Raw genomic sequence first — 18329 nt, 5'->3', positions numbered from 1 at the left:
AAAGCAGAAAGAGTAAACTGTATTTAGTTTACTCTTTCTGCTTTTATTATTTTCTCTTTTAAAAGGACTATTTCATAATTACAATCCTGAACTCTGTCCGTCTGTTAAGCATCTGTTCCTTCTCTGTACACTTAATTCCGTTTGCACAACGGGTTACTAATTCAGCTTCACCTTTGTAACTGGTGATTATTCTGTCTTCAGCAATTCCGTTTTCAATTAAATAAGCTTTTACTGAGTTAGAACGTTTTTTAGATAATTCCAAGTTATATGAATTGCTACCGCGGCTATCGGTAAATGAAGTGGCAAGAATATTAACATCCTTATGATTCTTCATAATCTCAACCATCTTGTCAAGCTCTTCAATAGAGGTATTATTTAGTGCTGATTTATTAAAATTATAATAAATGGTGTGTACAGCCAGGTCAGTTTCAGAAAGAACCGGTACCGGTTTTGAAATATTGATTTTGGCAAGATCCAAATTAAGTTCAAATGTTTTGTTCTGATTTATACCCTCCGTATTAACAGAGGCTGTGCTGGTAATATATCCATCTTTCATCACCTCTATCTGGTATTGTTTATTTGGTTCAAGATCAGACTGAAACGTTCCGATATTATTGGTATTCAAGGTATCGCTTACATTGTTAGTTTTTACAATAATTTTTGCTCCTTCAAGTCCCATTGAAGTATTTTCGTTCTTAGCAAAGACGAAACCTTTTAAGCGGATATTTAAAGGATTAAAAGCAAATTTGAAAATATCATCGTTCCCAAGGCGGTTTGAACTAAAATAACCGGATAAATTTGCTGCACTTTTAATTATACCAAAATCATCTTTAGAAGAATTTACAGGATAACCGATATTTTTAGGATTACCTGCAGGCAGATAATTTTTTACCGGAACAGAAAAGATATCCAATCCGCCTAACCCAGGCAGGCCGGTTGAAGAAAAATACAAATTCCCCTGGTTATCCAGGAAAGGAAACATTTCGTTTCCAGTGGTATTAACAGCATCACCCAGATTTACAGGCTGGCTCCATCCGGAAGTGGTACGAGTAGAATAATAAAGATCTGTTCCTCCAAATCCACCGGGCATATCAGAAATAAAATATAAAGTATTTCCATCTTCTGATAAAGCAGGATGCCCCACCGAATAACTGTCGCTGTTATACTGAAAAGATTGAAGATTGAACCATTGCCCTCCGGCATATTGAGCCGAAAATAGTTTCAAGCGGTTGGTTCCATCTTTACTCTTTTTACCATTCCTGTTAAACACTGCAAAACTTCCATTTTGTGCGAAACTGATAGGACCATCATGATACTTTGAATTAATTTCGGTACTGAAATTAACAGCACTTCCACTCACCTCTTCCTTAATTAAACTGATATTACCCAGAGTTCTGCTATCGTTGCTGGTAGGTGCAGTATCGTCAGGATTAGAAAAATGATGCTTTACAGGCTTCACTTTTATTTCATTGATTTTATTGCTGACATTAATGTTCGCAGTGTCAGGAATTTCGTAAATATCAGTAAAAGGAGTTCCATCCCATCCGAATATTCTTTTACTGGCCGAACCTGGACTTCTGTTAGAAGTAAAAACCAACCCTCTTTTGAAAAATGCGGGCGAAAAATCTGCACGTGAAGAATTAAAAGACGAATAACTTACCTGCCATCTTAATGAATCCGCATATAGGTCTCCTACTTTGCTATATATTCTAGAAAATTTTTGGCTGTTCTCGTCGCTTGGGTTTAGCTGATGATATTTTTCATACCATTCAGCAGATTGCTCATATTTTCCGTTACTGGCTAATGCTTCTGCATAATGAAGCACAGATTCTGAATCGGTATTATCGAATGCTACAAGTTTGCCATACCATTTTTCTGCGTTCTGATAGTCTTTTATATTTCTATAGCATTCTGCCAGCTGGCTGATGATATAATTATTTTCAGCATCGGTTTTAATTGCATTTAAATACAATGGAATAGCTGTTTTAAACCGGAGAGATTTGAAGTGATTGTCAGCTTTTGAAAGCATTTTTTTATTGACCGTTTCTTCTTTTCGGAAGGTCCAGGATGAAATTTCCTGAATAAATGATCTGTTTACAGGCCTGTCATTATTTGCGGCAAAAGTAGTTTCCTGGGCTTTAACAGTAAAAAAAGGGGAAAAATATAGTAATAAAATCAGCGCTTTATTTATTTTATTAATTGTCATAACTGAGCGTTCTTTTAGTAAGTACAATTAAGAAGAAATTCAACGATACTGCATCATTAAATAATCTATAAAAGTAACGATTACTTTTTAATTAACAAATTTACTTACTATGTGTAAAATTTTCTGCTATCCTTATTTAATTCAATTTTTATTTTCTTTGCGTCCTTAATTTTTTATAATGACTGATAAACGTACTGCCGCCTTAAGTTTTATTTTCATTACATTGCTTATTGACTGCACCGGTATTGGAATTATACTACCCGTTGTTCCAAAACTAATAGAGGAATTAACGGGCAGCGGATTGAGCACTGCCTCTGAATATGGAGGCTGGTTGACGTTTGCTTACGCCTTTATGCAGTTTCTCTTCTCTCCTGTCCTGGGGGGATTAAGTGATAAATGTGGTCGGCGACCAGTATTACTTGCTTCACTTTTCGGACTTGGCATTGATTATCTATTTCTGGCCTTTGCTCCCTCTATTACATGGCTCTTTGTAGGAAGAATAATAGCAGGCATATCAGGAGCAAGCTTTACAACTGCCGCTGCATACATTGCAGACATCAGTACTCCTGAAAAAAGAGCACAAAACTTTGGTTTAGTAGGCGCCGCTTTTGGTTTGGGCTTTATCATCGGACCCGTAATCGGCGGTATTTTTAGTCATTATGGTACACGTGTCCCTTTTCTTATTGCAGCCGGATTATCCCTATTAAACTGGATTTACGGATACTTTATCCTGCCAGAATCACTTTCGAAGGATCACCGGAGGGAATTTGAATGGAAACGTGCTAACCCTGCAGGTTCCTTACTTCATCTGCAGCGTTACCCTGCCATTGCAAGCCTGGTTTGGTCAATAGTGCTTTTATATATTGCAGGACACGCTGCTCAATCAACCTGGACTTATTATACCATGCTTAAATTTAATTGGAATGAATCCTGGGTTGGTTATTCGTTAGGTTTTGTAGGGCTAACTATCGCTATTGTACAGGGAGGTTTAATACGAATAATTATTCCTAAGATCGGACAAAAAAATGCAATATACTGCGGACTGGCTTTATATGTAATCGGCTTTATTCTCTTTGCCTTTGCCTCTAAGGGCTGGATGATGTTCGCCTTCATGATTCCTTACGCCTTAGGCGGGATTGCAGGCCCCGCACTCCAGGGAATTATGTCATCTCAGGTTCCAGCCAATGAACAGGGAGAATTGCAGGGGGCTCTTACCAGTTTAATGAGTGTAACTTCTATTGTAGGCCCCTTACTAATGACGTATTTATTCGCTTATTTTACAAAAAACGGGGCTCCGGTCTATTTCCCGGGAGCTCCGTTTTTAATGGGTGCTATCTTAACAATAATCAGTATTGTTTTATCTGTACGTTCGCTTTCAGTACATCACAGTAATGCTCCTGATAAACAATAACTTAATTATTTTAATATTTGCTCTATCCTATCCAATTCACCTGTTGTAAAGTCAGTATTATCAAGGCATTTTAATGAATCTGTTACCTGTTGGGGTCTACTTGCTCCAACTAAAACAGAAGTAACTCGTTTATCTTTAAGAATCCAGGATAATGCCATCTGAGCAAGTGTTTGTCCTCTTTCCAAAGCAATTTCATTCAACAATTTAACCTTATTTATATTAGCCTCCGTCACCTGGTCTTCTTCCAGCGCTCCATTTCCCGGAGCCAATGCTACTCTTGAATCTGCAGGAATTCCTTTCAGATATTTATCCGTTAAAAGTCCCTGGGCCAGAGGTGAAAAAGGGATGCATCCTACTCCTTCTTCTTCTAAAACATCCAGCAATCCGTTTTCAACCCATCTTACAAACATAGAATATTTGGGCTGATGAATTAAACAGGGAGTACCTAAGCGTTTTAAAATAGCAATCGCGTTGGCAGATTCCTCTGCATTATAATTAGAAATTCCTACATAAAGCGCTTTACCTTGTCTTACTATCAGATCAAGTGCCGACATTGTTTCTTCCAAAGGAGTTTCGGGATCCGGACGGTGGTGATAGAAAATATCCACATAATCCAGCCCCATCCTTTTAAGGCTCTGGTCTAAACTGGAAACAAGGTACTTTTTCGAGCCCCAATCCCCGTATGGGCCTTCCCACATCGTGTATCCTGCTTTTGACGATATTATCAGCTGATCGCGGTACCCTCTGAAATCGTCTTTCAATATCTTTCCAAAATTTTCTTCAGCCGAGCCCGCAGGCTGACCATAGTTGTTGGCGAGATCAAAATGAGTTATTCCGCTGTCAAAAGCTAATCTTAATATCTGGCGACTGTTTTCCAGGATATTTATATCGCCAAAATTTTGCCAAAGGCCCAGGGACAAAGCCGGAAGCTTTAGTCCACTGTTACCACAGCGGCGGTATCCCATTTTATTATAACGGGCTGGATTTGGTTGATAATGCATATTTTTTGATTTCGGTAAAAATAATCAAAGTTTTAAAAGAGCTTATTAAATATGAAAACTCTTTATTTTTTAAAAGTTTACGCTATGAATCCTACCTGATCAGATGTAATACTTCGCTTATGGGCTGATCAGAATTGATAAGAATTCCTGTGAGCCCTGCTCCTTCTCCAGCCAGTATGTCACGTTCCCTGTCGCCGATAAAATACGATTGTGCCGGATCAATATTGAATCTCGCTACGCCTTTTTCCAGCATCAGTGAGCCTGGTTTACGGCAAAGGCATTTACTGCTATACTCTGGATGATGATTGCAGTAATATATTTCTGAGAAGTGTACCCCATGCTCTGCATATTTTTCTCTTAATATGAGGTGCATGCCATCCAGCGTTTCCTGGCTATACCATTTTTTTGCAAGACCACCCTGATTGGTTGCTACAATCAATAAATAACCTCTGTCCTGCAACTCTTTTAAAGGTTTAAAATTATGTTCAAGAACAATAAAATCTTCCACCTTACATACGTAGTCGCCCAGTTCTTTATTTAAAACCCCATCCCTGTCCAGAAAAACAGCTTTATTTTTTTGCATGCGGCAAAACTACAATCCTTGCTGATAATTTTAAACTTTATTGCTATTGTTTAAGTATTATCTTTATTTGCAATTCAATTATAAATCTTATGGCAGAAATAAAAACCGAAAAAGTATTTCAACCTTACATTGCTCCTGAAAACCGTATTGCAGAGTTTACCCTCAAATCCGTTCTTTTAGGAGCGTTCTTCGGGATAATATTTGGTGCTGCAACCGTCTATTTAGCATTAAAAGCAGGTTTAACAGTATCGGCTTCTATACCCGTTGCTGTTTTAGCCATTTCCATCGGACGTAAGATTTTTAAAACTACTATTCTGGAAAACAACATCATTCAAACCACCGGCTCTGCAGGAGAATCAATCGCTGCAGGGGTAGTTTTTACACTACCGGGATTTTTATTTTTATCTGCGGGAAGCCAGGGCGAAAGTTTTTTTTCATACTGGCCGATATTTTTTCTTGCCGCCCTTGGGGGAATTCTAGGAACGCTCATGATGGTTCCACTTCGAAAGTCGCTTATTGTTGAAGAGCACGGAACACTGCCCTATCCGGAAGGAACAGCTTGTGCTTCCGTTCTTATCGCGGGAGAAAAAGGTGGTGACTTTGCCAAAACCGCATACCAGGGATTAGGGTTTGCCTTTGCTTACGCTATTTTGCAAAAAGTATTTCATATTATTGCCGAAACTCCAACCTGGGTTACAGCCCAAACAAATAAATATTTCCCTTCAGCAACTGTAAATGGAGAAATTACGCCAGAGTACCTTGGAGTGGGTTATATTATAGGCCCACGTATTGCCGGTGTACTGGTAGCTGGAGGAGTCCTTGCCTGGCTCGGATTGATTCCCTTGATTGCCACACTTGTTCCTGCGGAAACAATAGCGACCCAATTAGTTAAACTTGGTTATTTACAAAGCCTTACTGCTACAGGCGGCCCCGGAGATTGGAACCCACTTACAAAAACCTTTACTGATTATACAGATGCAATTTACCGGGCTTATGTGCGACAAATCGGTGCAGGAGCTGTAGCAGCTGGTGGATTTATTACCTTGTTAAAAACCATTCCGACAATCGTTTCCTCTTTTAAATCCAGCTTATCCTCTGTTAGTGCTGCAGCTGAAAAAGCAAGTGCAAAAAGAACAGAGCAGGACCTGTCTTTTAAAACAGTAATTTTCGGAAGTATTGGGCTTATAATCCTGATGGTTGCCCTGCCCCAAATTCCGGGAAATTCCATAATCAATAAATTATTGATTGGGGTACTTGTGGTTGTGTTCGGATTCTTTTTCGTAACTGTTTCTAGCAGAATAGTGGGACTAATTGGTTCTTCTTCCAATCCAATTTCAGGTATGACCATTGCCACTGTTATGGGTACCTGCCTTGTTTTTATAAGCGCCGGCTGGACTGGAAATTATTATGAGCCAATGGTTCTGGTTGTTGGAGGTATGATTTGTATTGCAGCAGCAAATGCCGGTGCAACTTCTCAGGACTTAAAAACAGGATATATTGTAGGGGCAACACCGAAATACCAGCAACTTGCTCTTTTTGTCGGCGCTATTGTTTCAGCCGTAATTATTGGCATTACACTTTCAGTTTTGGACAGGCCAACACCTGAATTGCAGGCACAGGGAATTAAACATGCAATTGGAAGCACCGTTTATCCTGCTCCGCAGGGAACCTTAATGGCTACATTAATTAAAGGGCTTTTATCTTTCAATTTAGACTGGCAGTTTGTTTTAGTGGGAGTTTTCCTTGCTGTTACCATTGAACTATGCAGTGTAAATGCTTTATCTTTTGCAGTTGGAGCATATCTTCCCCTATCTACTACGCTTCCTATTTTTGCCGGCGGTGCAATTAAAGGTTTGGTAGATTACCGTGCTAAAAGAAGAAATGAGTATAAAGAGGACGATGAACTTGGAAAAGGTTCGCTGTTTGCAACCGGTTTGGTGGCCGGTGGAGCATTAATGGGCGTTATTTATGCTTTTTTGATGGCTTTTGAAAACACGGCCGGGCCGGTTAATAAACTTAATATGGAAAAAGGATTAACAACAGCTTTAGGTGAAGAAGGATTTCAGATATTAGGATTTATTTTCTTTGTTATCATGGGGATTGTACTTTACAAAATTGCTACCGGTAAATCAAAAATTGATGTAAAAAGTTCTTAATCTTTCCCTGAAAATGGATTAAAATCGCGGCTATTAATATCCATAGAAATGGCCCTTGATATAGTTTTGGATCCGAACCGCAGATTTAAGTTATCAAGAGCTTTATACAGTTTTTCATTTCGCTCGTAATTATCAAATAAACCAACCTGAAAAGGGCCGTCGGTTAAGTTACTTAAACGCACACCAATGAGCCGTATCAGCTTTGCTTCTTTGTACGCTTTATTAAAAAGATCCTTTATCAATGGAAATAAAACGGTATCTGAATGAGTTGGCGGAATGGTGATCTGTTGAGTAAAGGTATCAAAATTTGAATAGCGGATTTTTACTGCAAGGCAGGTAGCTACTTTTCCTTCCTGGCGAAGGCGAAAGGTCAGTTGTTCTGTCATAGAAACAAGCAGCTGTTCTATCACTTTCTTATCTGCCGTATCCTGATGAAAAGTATTTTCGCTCGAAATAGATTTTCTTTCATGGTAAGGAATCACAAGCGAACGGTCGATGCCATTCGCTTTCTCCCACATCATTTTACCCATTTTACCGAAAACGCGTTCCAGGTTGGATAAGGTTTGCTTTTGCAGATCGCCTACTTTATGAATTCCCATGCTAAGTAAAGTCTCACAGGCTTTTTCGCCAATCATAGGTATTTTACGTACAGACAAAGGGGCCAAAAAGCTTTTTTCCTTTCCATGTTCTATATATAATTGCCCGTTTGGTTTAGCCTGACCGGTTGCCACTTTTGAAACCGTTTTGTTTGAAGAAAGGCCAAAAGAAATAGGAAGACCTGTTTCTTTAATTACTTTTTGACGCAAATCAGAGGCGATCTGATAACATCCATAAAATTTATCCATTCCTGTCAGATCAATATAAAACTCATCAATAGAGGTTTTTTCGAAAAGAGGAACTGTGTTTTGTATAATCTGAGTTACCGACTTGGAAGCCTTGCTGTAAGAAGTATAATCTCCGCCAATAATTACCGCCTGAGGGCAAAGTTGCCGGGCTTTTTTCATAGGCATGGCAGAATGTACACCAAACCGACGTGCTTCATAGCTACAGGATGCAACTACTCCCCTGTCAGAACTTCCACCAATTAAAACTGGTTTTCCATTTAGTGATGAATTTTTCAATCGCTCTACAGAAACAAAAAATGAGTCAAGGTCGATGTGAACAATATGCCTTTTTTCTTCTTCCATTTTCAAAGCAAATATAAAATTACTAATTTTATTAGCAAAAGTAAACCATGAAAAACTTATATCTTACAGCTATTCTTCCACCCGAACAACTCGCTATTCAAATTGATGAGATCAGACAAGAATGCGCCGAAAAATTCGGATTGAAAGCCGGACTAAAACCTCCGGTTCATATTACCCTTTTCAAGCCTCTACATATTGATTCATCAAAGGAAGAACTACTTATAAAGATACTTAGACAAACAGCAAGCAATCATGAGCCATTTAATATAAATCTGGAAAATTTTGATTCTTTCGATATTAAAACACTTTTTATCCGTGTAGAAAAAAATACGCATTTATCGGCACTTCAAAAAGAGATAACATACATTTACTCAAAAAATAAAATGGAGGAGGAAGAAATTAAAAGTAAAAACACTTTTAAACCCCATGTAACTATTGCTTATCGAGATATTCCCCCACACGTATTTCCTTTAATATGGGAAGATTTTAAGAACCGGAAATTTAAACGGTCTTTTACCGTTACCCATTTTTCACTTTTAAAACACAATGGAAAAAAATGGGACTCTTTCAAAGAATTTCCTTTATGCAAACCTGCCTTGCTCTCTTTGTTTTAATATCAAGATAAAACGGCAATTGTCTCTTTTAATATTATTTTAGCCCTGATGATTAATTTAACTTCCAAGCTGCCTAAAACGGCCACAACAATTTTTACCGTAATGTCACAGTTGGCTGAAAAATCCAACGCCATAAATTTGTCTCAGGGCTTTCCTGATTTTGATTGTGATCCGCAGCTGATTGACCTGGTTGACCGGTTTATGCGGGAAGGAAAAAATCAGTACGCTCCTATGGCGGGATTACCTGCTTTACAGGAAATTGTAGCTGATAAAGTAAATGTGGCTCATCAGTCTGATTATATTGCTGCGTCTGATGTTACAATTACTGCTGGCGGAACACAAGCTCTTTTTACAGCGATGGCAGCAATCATCCAATCCAATGACGAGGTCGTCATTTTTGATCCTTCATACGATTCCTATGCTGCTACCATTCGTTTATTAGGCGGAATTGTTAAACCTTTTGAACTAAATCCTCCTGATTATAAAATTGACTGGTCAATGCTTAAAAAGCTGATTACAGTTAATACCCGTATGATCATTGTAAATTCCCCTAAAAATCCAACGGGAACAATTATTAAAGAGGAAGATATTAAAGAGCTGATATCTATAACAAGAGGAACAGATATTATTATTCTGAGTGACGAAGTTTATGAGCATCTTATTTATGATGATAAACCTCATTTAAGTATGGCAAAATATCCTGAACTAAGGGAACGTAGTTTTATATGTGCTTCATTCGGAAAACTACTTCATAACACGGGTTGGAAACTTGGTTATTGCATTGCTCCTTCTTTTTTAATGAAAGAGTTTAGAAAAGTGCATCAGTTTAATGTGTTCAGTGTAAATACTCCGATGCAATATGCCATCGCTGAGTTTCTGAAAGATACCACTTACTACCAGCATATAACTTCATTTTATCAGCAAAAAAGAGATTTTTTTAGAGATTTAATGAAAGAAACAAAGTTTAATCTTTTACCTTGTGAAGGTTCGTATTTTCAAACGGTAAGCTATGCGGATATTTCTGAGGAAAATGACACCGATTTTTGTAAACGGCTTACCAAAGAATTTGGTATTGCCCCGATTCCGGTTTCTGCCTTTTATACTAAAGGGACAGATTTTGGAGTTATAAGATTTTGTTTCGCTAAAAAACAGGAGACATTAGAAAGGGCAATTGAGCGATTAATGAGAGTATAATTTAATTATTACTTTAACTGTAATATGAGCACTTTAAAGATCACTACATTTCAAGCATATCTTTTCTGGGAAAACAGGGAAAAAAATCTTAAAAACCTCGCGTTAAGGCTTTCTTCTATCCGCGAAAAAACCGACTTGATTGTGTTACCGGAAATGTTTTCGACGGGTTTTACCATGAACGTTTCTGAACTTGCTGAAGAAATGAACCAAGCCACCATGCAATGGATGCATGACCAGGCTGTAAAATTTGATTGTGTTATTACCGGGAGTCTTATAATTAAAGAAAAAGGCAATTGTTATAATCGCCTGATCTGGATGAGGCCTGACGGTACTTTTGAAAAATACGATAAGAGACATTTATTCGGGCTGGGGAAAGAAGATGAAACCTATACTGCTGGAAACAAGCGGCTGATTGTTGAATTAAACGGATGGAAAATATGCCCTGCAATTTGCTATGACCTCCGTTTCCCGGTTTGGCTAAGAAATACAGAACCTTATTACGATATGCTATTAGTTGTTGCAAGCTGGCCCGAACGCCGCTCGCAGCACTGGAGAACACTTATACCCGCGAGAGCAGTAGAAAATCAATGTTTTGTAGTGGCTGTAAACCGGGTGGGTCACGATGGAAATGAGGTTTACCATTCCGGAGATTCTATGTGCATTGATCCTAACGGCAACACGGTTTATTATAAACCCAATGATGAAGATCTTTACACCTTTTCTATTTCAAAAGAAGAAGTAGCTAAAGCCAGGAGAATTTATCCGTTTTTACGCGATGCGGACACCTTTAAAATTACAGAAAAAGTAAAGACTTAATCATCAAGCAAAGATCTTTTACATTCTTTAAGTTCATCTTCTTCTTTTTCAGATAAGCGTGGAAAGTTAAGATCAAGGGTTTTCATTTTCTCCACTAAAATACTGATGATGGCAATCCGGGCAAACCATTTTTTGTCAGCAGGAATAATATACCAGGGAGCATCTTTTGTAGCAGTTTCTGAAATAGCTTTTTCATACGCTTCCATGTAATCTTTCCAGTGTTTTCTTTCCTCTAAATCTCCCGCAGAAAATTTCCAGTTCTTAGCCGGATCTTCAATTCTTTCCAGGAAACGCTCCTTCTGCTCTTTTTTAGAAACATGCAGAAAAAATTTCAGGATCAGTGTTCCGTTGTTTACCAGGTGTTTTTCAAAGTTCCGGATACTTTCGTAGCGTTTCTCCCAAAAGTCGGCAGGAATGTCTTCCACAGTTTTATAGGAATTAACAGCTTCCTGAAGCACCAGTTCGGGATGCACTTTACAAACCAGTACATTTTCGTAATGCGATCGGTTATGTATTCCAATTATTCCCCTTTCGGGTAAAGCTATGTAATGTCTCCACAAAAAATCATGTTCCAACTCAAGCTGCGTTGGCTGTTTAAAACTATGCACTTTACATCCCATCGGGTTTATACCCCCCATTACATGTTCAATAGCACTGTCTTTTCCGGCTGCATCCATAGCCTGTAAAATGATAAGAACGGCGTTGGGTTTAGTGGCAAATAATTTTTCCTGAAGGTCTTTCAGTTCTTCCTTAAAATCATTCAAAATCTCTTTCGAGTTTTCTTTGTTATATTGTCCGCTATAATCACTATCATAATCTGAAACAGCTATTTTAGTATTTTCCGTAATCTCAAACATTTTACGAATTGATTCCATCTTAAAAGTTATTTTTACAAGTTTTATTTAAATTACAACAACAAAATCCTATACAACTGTTTTTGCTGATATTCATATATGTTTAACGAAATCAAAATTAAACCGCTCCGTTACTTCGTCATTCTTCTATATTTCATCATTATTTTCTTCTGTGCACTGGAAATTAATTTCTTAGGATTATTTGGATATTCACCCACTATAAAAGACATTAAAACACCGGCCATGCGTATCGCATCAGAAGTTTATACCGCTGATGGCAAATTGATTGGGAGATATTTTAAAGAAAACAGAAGTCCGGTAGAATACAACAAGATTTCGCCCAAAGTAATAAATGCCCTGGTTGCAACAGAAGATGTTCGATTTTTTAAGCACAGCGGAATTGATTTAACTTCTCTGATTTCCAGTACAGTATCTACAGCAACAGGCGACAAACGCGGCGCAAGTACAATAACACAACAATTAGCAAAAAACTTATATGCCACCCGAAACAATAAATCGCAGGGCTTAATAAAACATATTCCAGGTATCCGGACAATAATATATAAACTAAAGGAGTGGATGACGGCTCTGAAACTTGAAAAACAGTACAGCAAAGAAGATATCTTAACCATGTACCTGAACACAGTGCCGTTTGGAAATAACACTTTTGGTATAAAAACAGCATCAAAACTATATTTCAACGAAGAACCTGATCAGCTAAAGCTGGAGGAGGCTGCCATGCTGGTTGGTATGCTTAAAGCTACTACTACATACAATCCTCAAAAAAATCCTCAAAAAGCGCTGGAAAGAAGAAATGTAGTTCTTTCGCAAATGGAGAAATATAACTTTATTACGCCTCAGGAATATAAAGAAAGTGCTGCCAGGCCCATAAAATTAACACTTGGAAATATAGAGGAAGAAACCCAGGACGATTCCTACATTCGGTCTGCAGTTGCCCGTTATTTAGACGACTGGGCCGAAAAGAACGGATATAACCTGTACGAAGACGGCTTGAAGATTTATACCACCATTGATTCGAAGCTTCAGAAATATGCAGAAGAGGCTGTTGCTTCGCAAATGAAAATTTTGCAGCAACGTTTCAATAATGTTTGGGGAAATGAAAAACCATGGAGAGATTCTGAGGGAAACATAATTCCGAACTTTTTAGAAAAGGCAGCGCAGCATTTGCCCTACTACAGCTATCTGAAACAAAAATACAACAATGAGGAAGACTCGATAAACTATTACCTGAACAAACCTAAAAAAATGAAGGTTTTTTCATGGAACGGCGATAAAGAGGTAACCTTTTCTACAATGGATTCGCTTGCATACTATGCTAAAATGCTCAATACTGGTATGATGACACTGGATCCGTTTAACGGTGAAATAAAAGTTTGGGTTGGGGGTATTGATTTTAAACATTTTAAATATGACCATGTTAACCAGGCGAAACGGCAGGCTGGTTCTACTTTTAAGCCATTCGCGTATCTTACTGCATTAGAGACCGGCATGAGTCCCTGCGATAAGTTTACAGATAAACCGGTAAGAATTGAATACCAGGAAAAAGGTGAGACCAAACTATGGGAGCCTAAAAACGCCGATTTTTATTTTACGGGAAGAGAAATGTCGTTACGGTGGGCCATGGCGAAATCCGTTAATTCAATAACAGCGCAGGTTACCGAAAAAGTTGGCTGGGATAATGTAGTTAAATTTGCTCATAAATGCGGTATAGAAAGCCATTTAGAGGCTGTTCCTTCCGTAAGCTTAGGATCAAACGATGTATCCGTTTTTGAGATGGTTAAAGCATACGGAACCTTTTTAAACAAAGGTGTTAAAACAGATCCGATACTTGTTAAACGAATTACCGACCATGATGGCAATACCATCGAAACATTTACGGCAAAAACAGAGCGGGCAATTTCCGAAGAAATTGCGTGGCTGATGTTGTATATGTTCAGAGGCGGCATGGAGGAACCTGAAGGAACTTCACAATCTTTGTGGGAATGGGATCTTTGGAAAAAAGGGAATCAGATTGGAGGTAAAACCGGTACATCATCTGATTACGTAGATGGATGGTATATGGGTATTACTAAAGACCTCGTTACAGGCGTGTGGGTTGGTTGTGATGACCGTAGCATTCACTTCCGAACTTCAGGAACAGGTGAAGGTGCTCATACCGCCCTTCCAATTTTTGGAAAGTTTATGGAGAAAGTATATCACGATCCTTCATCGGGATACACATACGGCCCATTTCCTAAACCGGGAGTAGAAATTAACAGAGAGTATAACTGCCCTACCCCACGTTACAGAGTAGATACAGCAACTGTTGACAGTACAGCTATTGATTCTTTAGCCGTTCAGGATTCGGTTGAAACAAATGAAATGATATTACCTGAAGAGATATTGGTTCCTGAACAAAAAACAGCACCGAAAACTGCTGTGCCACAGCCTCAAAAGAATCAACAGCCCGCAGAAGTTAACGAAAAAAAATTGCGCAGGGAGCAACGAAGGGAAGAGCGACGGAGAAGAAGGGAGCAGGAAAACAATTAATAGTTTTTCACACTTATATGAAAACCAGTTTGTATCATTCTCAAAACTAAAAACGTAGATAAATATAATTCAGACATATATATGAAAGAATTTATACTATATAAAAAATCCGCCAATAAATGGATAGGGTTTATCATTTGCCTCCTTCTCACATCAGTATTACCGAGTTCGGCACAGGCTCAATACTTCGGTCAGAATAAGGTACGCTACAAGAACCTTAAGTTTAAGGTTCATCAGACCCCACATTTTGAGTTGTATTATTATCTGAAGAATGAAGACTTTATAAAACGGTTTCTAAAAGAAAGCGAAGTCTGGTATGATCTGCACCAGCAGGTTTTCCGGGACACATTTTCCAAAAAAAATCCTATAATTCTGTATGCCAACCACCCCGAATTCCAGCAAACCACAGCTCTTCAGGGAGACATCAGCGTAGGAACCGGCGGTGTTACTGAAGGGATGAAAAACCGTGTAATAATGCCCGTTATGGAGATAGCTCAGCAAACAAGACACGTATTAGGGCACGAATTAGTACACGCATTTCAATACCATTCTTTAATTGAAGGCGATTCAACCAATCTGGAAAACATAGGCAATCTTCCTTTATGGATGGTAGAAGGTATGGCTGAATACTTGTCTATTGGTAAAGTAGACGCGTTTACTGCTATGTGGATGCGTGATGCCTACCTTAACAAAGATATTCCGTCATTAAAAGACCTTACAACCAGTAACAAATATTTTCCATACCGGTACGGTGAAGCCTTCTGGTCGTACATCGGTTCTACGTACGGAGATACAATCATTGTTCCGTTTTTTAAGGCTACCGCGAAATATGGCTACGAAATGGCCATCAGAAGAACGTTTGGATATGACGAAAGAACACTTTCAAACTTATGGAAGACCAGCATTGAAAATGCTTATCGACCTTACTTAAAAGATACGGCGCAAGTACCGATAGGTACAAAAATTATTGATAACAAAAATGGCGGCGACATGAATGTTGCTCCGGCTATTTCGCCTGATGGTAAGTATATTGCCTTTCTTTCAGAAAAAGAACTTTTCTCGATAGACTTGTTCCTGGCTGATGCACAAACGGGAAAGGTATTGAAAAATCTGGGGAGCAAAGCTACAAATACGCATATAGAGGAGTTTAGCTTTATTGAATCAGCCGGTGCGTGGTCTCCGGATAGTAAGAAGTTTGCTTTCAGTATCTTCAGTAAGGGAAGAAATAAACTCCTTATTGTGGACGTAACAAACGGCCGTACAGTGACAACGGAAGCAGTAAAAGATATAGGAGAATTCAGTAATCTTAGCTGGTCGCCAAACGGAGAAGATATTGCATTTACAGGATTGAAAGAAGGACAAAGTGACTTATACCTCTACAATCTCAGAACAAAAAACCTTACCCGGCTCACGAACGATAAATATTCAGACTATCAGCCTTACTTCTCATCTGACGGAAAACAGTTAGTGTTCAGTTCTGACCGCACTACCTTCGATAATGCCATAAAAAGTGTAAATATCCCATTTAATTTGGCTACTATGGATTTATCCACCAAAGCCATAACCGATATTAAGGTATTTAATGGAGCTAATAACCTGAATCCCCAGTTCTCACCTGATAATTCACAGATTTACTTTCTTTCTAACCGGGATGGATTTAGAAACTTATACCGTTATACAATTAACGGGGGAAAAGTAGAGCAACTGACTGATTATTTTACAGGAATCAGTGGAATTACTGAATACTCTCCTGCTTTAAGTGTTTCACGTACAGGTGACATTTTGTATTCATATTACCGTTCGCAGCGTTATACTATTTACAAAGCCAAAGCCGATCAGTTCATACCTAAGGAAGTTGATCCGGAAGCTGTAAATTTTGACGCGGCTACGTTACCTCCACCGGTATCTGTAGGAGTGGATATTATTAACGCGAACCTGACTAATTTTGAACGATTTGAAACTATTCCCACAGATTCTATAAAAACCGTTGCTTACAAACCTCAATTTAAGCTGGATTATCTTTCCGGGAACGGCGTAGGTGCTTCAGTGGGAAGATTTGGAGCGGGCCTTCAAAGCGGAATTCAGGGAATTTTTAGTGATATTTTAGGCAGAAACCAGATTTATGCCGCAGCAGCTATTAATGGAGAAATTTATGACTTCGGCGGGCAGGTAGCTTATATTAATCAGCAAAGCAGAATTAACTGGGGAATAGGCGTTTCTCACATCCCATATATCCAGGCATTTTTATCCAGCGAGAAAGAAACGATTCCAACTGACGAAAATGGAAATACGAGAAGCCGGTATCGCGACAGCTACGACATAATAAGGAACTTTGAAGAAAGAGTTCAGTTATTTGCAGCCTACCCCTTTTCCCGTATCCATCGCTTTGAAGTTGGAACTTCAGCAGCAATGTATTCCTATCGAATCGACCGATTTAGCCAATACTACGCTTTAGACGAAGCTAATAATATTATCGGCTATGAGGGTGCAGATCGCAATAAAGTTTCTCTTAAAGAGGCGAACCAATATTATAATCGTATCGGATATAATTTTGAAAAATTTAAAATAGTAGGATTAGATGCCGCTTTTGTTGGCGATAATTCGTTTTTTGGAGTTACCAGCCCTTTAAATGGTTTCCGGTATCGTGTAGGTGTAAATAATATACTGGGAGACTTTCATATAGGTAATTTCCTGGTTGATTTAAGGAAATACCAACGGATAAAACCGATTACATTAGCAGGTAGAGTTTACAGCAATACTTCTTTTGGAAGAGACCAGGATGCTTACTTTGCCCAGCAGTTTGTTGGCTATCCTACCCTTATACGCGGTTATGAATATAATTCATTTTATAAAACAGGAGGTTTATATCAACCAGGGTTTAACATTAATCAATTGGTTGGAAGTAATGTAGCTGTTGCCAATTTTGAAATCAGGCTTCCTTTTACAGGCCCTGAAAAATTAGCCTCAATAAAATCAAAATTTTTATTCTCTGACCTCAATGCCTTTTTTGACATCGGATTAGCTTACAATAGCAGCGATAAAGTAGTATTTAGATCAGAACCTCGATTACTTGTACCAGGAACAGACCCTACACAGGAAAATCCCTTCGGAACCCAACCTGTTTACGAACGTGTTCCAGCTATGAGTGCCGGAATTTCTTTACGCGTAAATGTTTTTGGCTACTTTGTTCTTGAACCTTATTACGCTATTCCTTTCCAGAGAAAAGATGTAAGTCTTGGTGTATTTGGTTTAACTTTTGCTCCAGGCTGGTAGTATAAAACAAAAATTGCTTTAGCCGTCTGAGACATCAGACGGCTTTTTTTATCTCACAGGCAGAAGTGAAATAGTAGAAGGCACATTGCCATTAAGAATTATCTGTTCAAAGTCAAGCCCTACCGTTAAATCTACCCAGTCCGGATTTACGCTTCGTATTAATTTTTCCTTTTGGGCTCTGGTAAATTTACTGATAACATTAAAACGTTGTCTTACCGCCTCTTCCGAATTTAGCTCCTCAAAATATACCAGCCTGGTAAATTGTTGCGTACTGTCAAAAACCAGGTGAGGCATTTTCCTGTAAAACTTCATAGTGCCAAGAAGGTCAGAACTGGTACCAACCTGCAAAGTGCTGCGGTTGCAATCGGTAATTATAAAAACATACTTCTTCATACTGTATCAGCTTTAATTAATATTTTTTATATATGTTTAAAATTATTTGCTAATTTTATAAGCACAAACTTACTAATACTTTTAGTATATG

At 38.4% G+C, this 18329-nt stretch carries 13 protein-coding genes; 7 read left to right on the top strand and 6 right to left on the bottom strand.

Annotated features, from left to right (window positions below; all coding sequences use genetic code 11):
• Positions 1-67 precede the first annotated feature (67 nt).
• Entirely contained in the window at positions 68-2206 is a 2139-nt protein-coding gene (locus tag ACLCDL_RS10375; protein ID WP_423148223.1) for an OmpA family protein, read from the bottom strand.
• A 178-nt stretch (positions 2207-2384) separates the two neighbouring features.
• Here ACLCDL_RS10375 and ACLCDL_RS10370 point away from each other — a divergent pair, with 178 nt between their 5' ends.
• On the top strand, positions 2385-3617 hold the full coding sequence (locus ACLCDL_RS10370) for a TCR/Tet family MFS transporter (RefSeq protein ID WP_423148222.1): 1233 nt from the start codon (positions 2385-2387) through the stop codon (positions 3615-3617).
• Positions 3618-3622: 5 nt separating this feature from the next.
• Here the strand turns inward: ACLCDL_RS10370 and mgrA are convergent, their stop codons facing one another.
• The gene (gene mgrA / locus ACLCDL_RS10365; RefSeq protein WP_423148221.1) at positions 3623-4618 is read right to left on the bottom strand and encodes an L-glyceraldehyde 3-phosphate reductase; all 996 of its coding nucleotides are present in this window, start codon (positions 4616-4618) and stop codon (positions 3623-3625) included.
• Positions 4619-4709: 91 nt separating this feature from the next.
• Positions 4710-5201: a D-glycero-alpha-D-manno-heptose-1,7-bisphosphate 7-phosphatase gene (locus ACLCDL_RS10360; protein ID WP_423148220.1), complete on the bottom strand. Its 492-nt coding sequence runs from the start codon at positions 5199-5201 to the stop codon at positions 4710-4712.
• Positions 5202-5290: 89 nt separating this feature from the next.
• Between ACLCDL_RS10360 and ACLCDL_RS10355 the strand changes: the two genes are divergently transcribed.
• The gene (locus ACLCDL_RS10355) at positions 5291-7357 is read left to right on the top strand and encodes an OPT family oligopeptide transporter (RefSeq protein ID WP_423148219.1); all 2067 of its coding nucleotides are present in this window, start codon (positions 5291-5293) and stop codon (positions 7355-7357) included.
• Here ACLCDL_RS10355 and dinB read toward each other — a convergent pair.
• Positions 7354-8544 (bottom strand): DNA polymerase IV, encoded by a 1191-nt coding sequence (dinB, locus tag ACLCDL_RS10350; RefSeq protein ID WP_423148218.1) that lies wholly within the window; start codon positions 8542-8544, stop codon positions 7354-7356. The genes ACLCDL_RS10355 and dinB overlap by 4 nt on opposite strands.
• Positions 8545-8591: 47 nt before the next feature.
• Here dinB and ACLCDL_RS10345 point away from each other — a divergent pair, with 47 nt between their 5' ends.
• From ACLCDL_RS10345 to ACLCDL_RS10335, 3 genes are read left to right on the top strand one after another with little or no spacing between them, the layout of a single operon-like run.
• A complete protein-coding gene (locus ACLCDL_RS10345) occupies positions 8592-9158 on the top strand; it encodes a 2'-5' RNA ligase family protein (protein WP_423148217.1) in 567 nt (188 codons plus the stop codon).
• A 48-nt stretch (positions 9159-9206) separates the two neighbouring features.
• The gene (locus ACLCDL_RS10340) at positions 9207-10352 is read left to right on the top strand and encodes a methionine aminotransferase (RefSeq protein WP_423148216.1); all 1146 of its coding nucleotides are present in this window, start codon (positions 9207-9209) and stop codon (positions 10350-10352) included.
• Positions 10353-10376: 24 nt separating this feature from the next.
• The gene (locus ACLCDL_RS10335; protein ID WP_423148215.1) at positions 10377-11168 is read left to right on the top strand and encodes an amidohydrolase; all 792 of its coding nucleotides are present in this window, start codon (positions 10377-10379) and stop codon (positions 11166-11168) included.
• On the opposite strand, the gene ACLCDL_RS10330 is transcribed toward ACLCDL_RS10335, so the two are convergent.
• Positions 11165-12043, bottom strand: coding sequence for a polyphosphate kinase 2 family protein (locus ACLCDL_RS10330; protein WP_423148214.1), 879 nt, complete (start codon positions 12041-12043; stop codon positions 11165-11167). The genes ACLCDL_RS10335 and ACLCDL_RS10330 overlap by 4 nt on opposite strands.
• 78 nt (positions 12044-12121) lie before the next feature.
• Between ACLCDL_RS10330 and ACLCDL_RS10325 the strand changes: the two genes are divergently transcribed.
• Positions 12122-14572, top strand: a complete 2451-nt coding sequence (locus ACLCDL_RS10325; protein ID WP_423148213.1) for a penicillin-binding protein 1A — start codon at positions 12122-12124, stop codon at positions 14570-14572.
• Between the two features lie 81 nt (positions 14573-14653).
• The gene (locus tag ACLCDL_RS10320) at positions 14654-17845 is read left to right on the top strand and encodes a tolB protein precursor (protein ID WP_423148212.1); all 3192 of its coding nucleotides are present in this window, start codon (positions 14654-14656) and stop codon (positions 17843-17845) included.
• Between the two features lie 48 nt (positions 17846-17893).
• On the opposite strand, the gene ACLCDL_RS10315 is transcribed toward ACLCDL_RS10320, so the two are convergent.
• Positions 17894-18238 carry a GIY-YIG nuclease family protein gene (locus ACLCDL_RS10315; protein ID WP_423148211.1) on the bottom strand — a complete coding sequence of 115 codons (345 nt, stop codon included), beginning with the start codon at positions 18236-18238 and terminating at the stop codon, positions 17894-17896.
• Positions 18239-18329 lie beyond the last annotated feature (91 nt).

It is taken from the genome of Rubrilithobacter danxiaensis, from assembly GCF_047272945.1.
GTDB lineage: Bacteria > Bacteroidota > Bacteroidia > Sphingobacteriales > Sphingobacteriaceae > Rubrolithibacter > Rubrolithibacter danxiaensis.
This window is presented reverse-complemented; position numbering and strand designations above follow the sequence as displayed.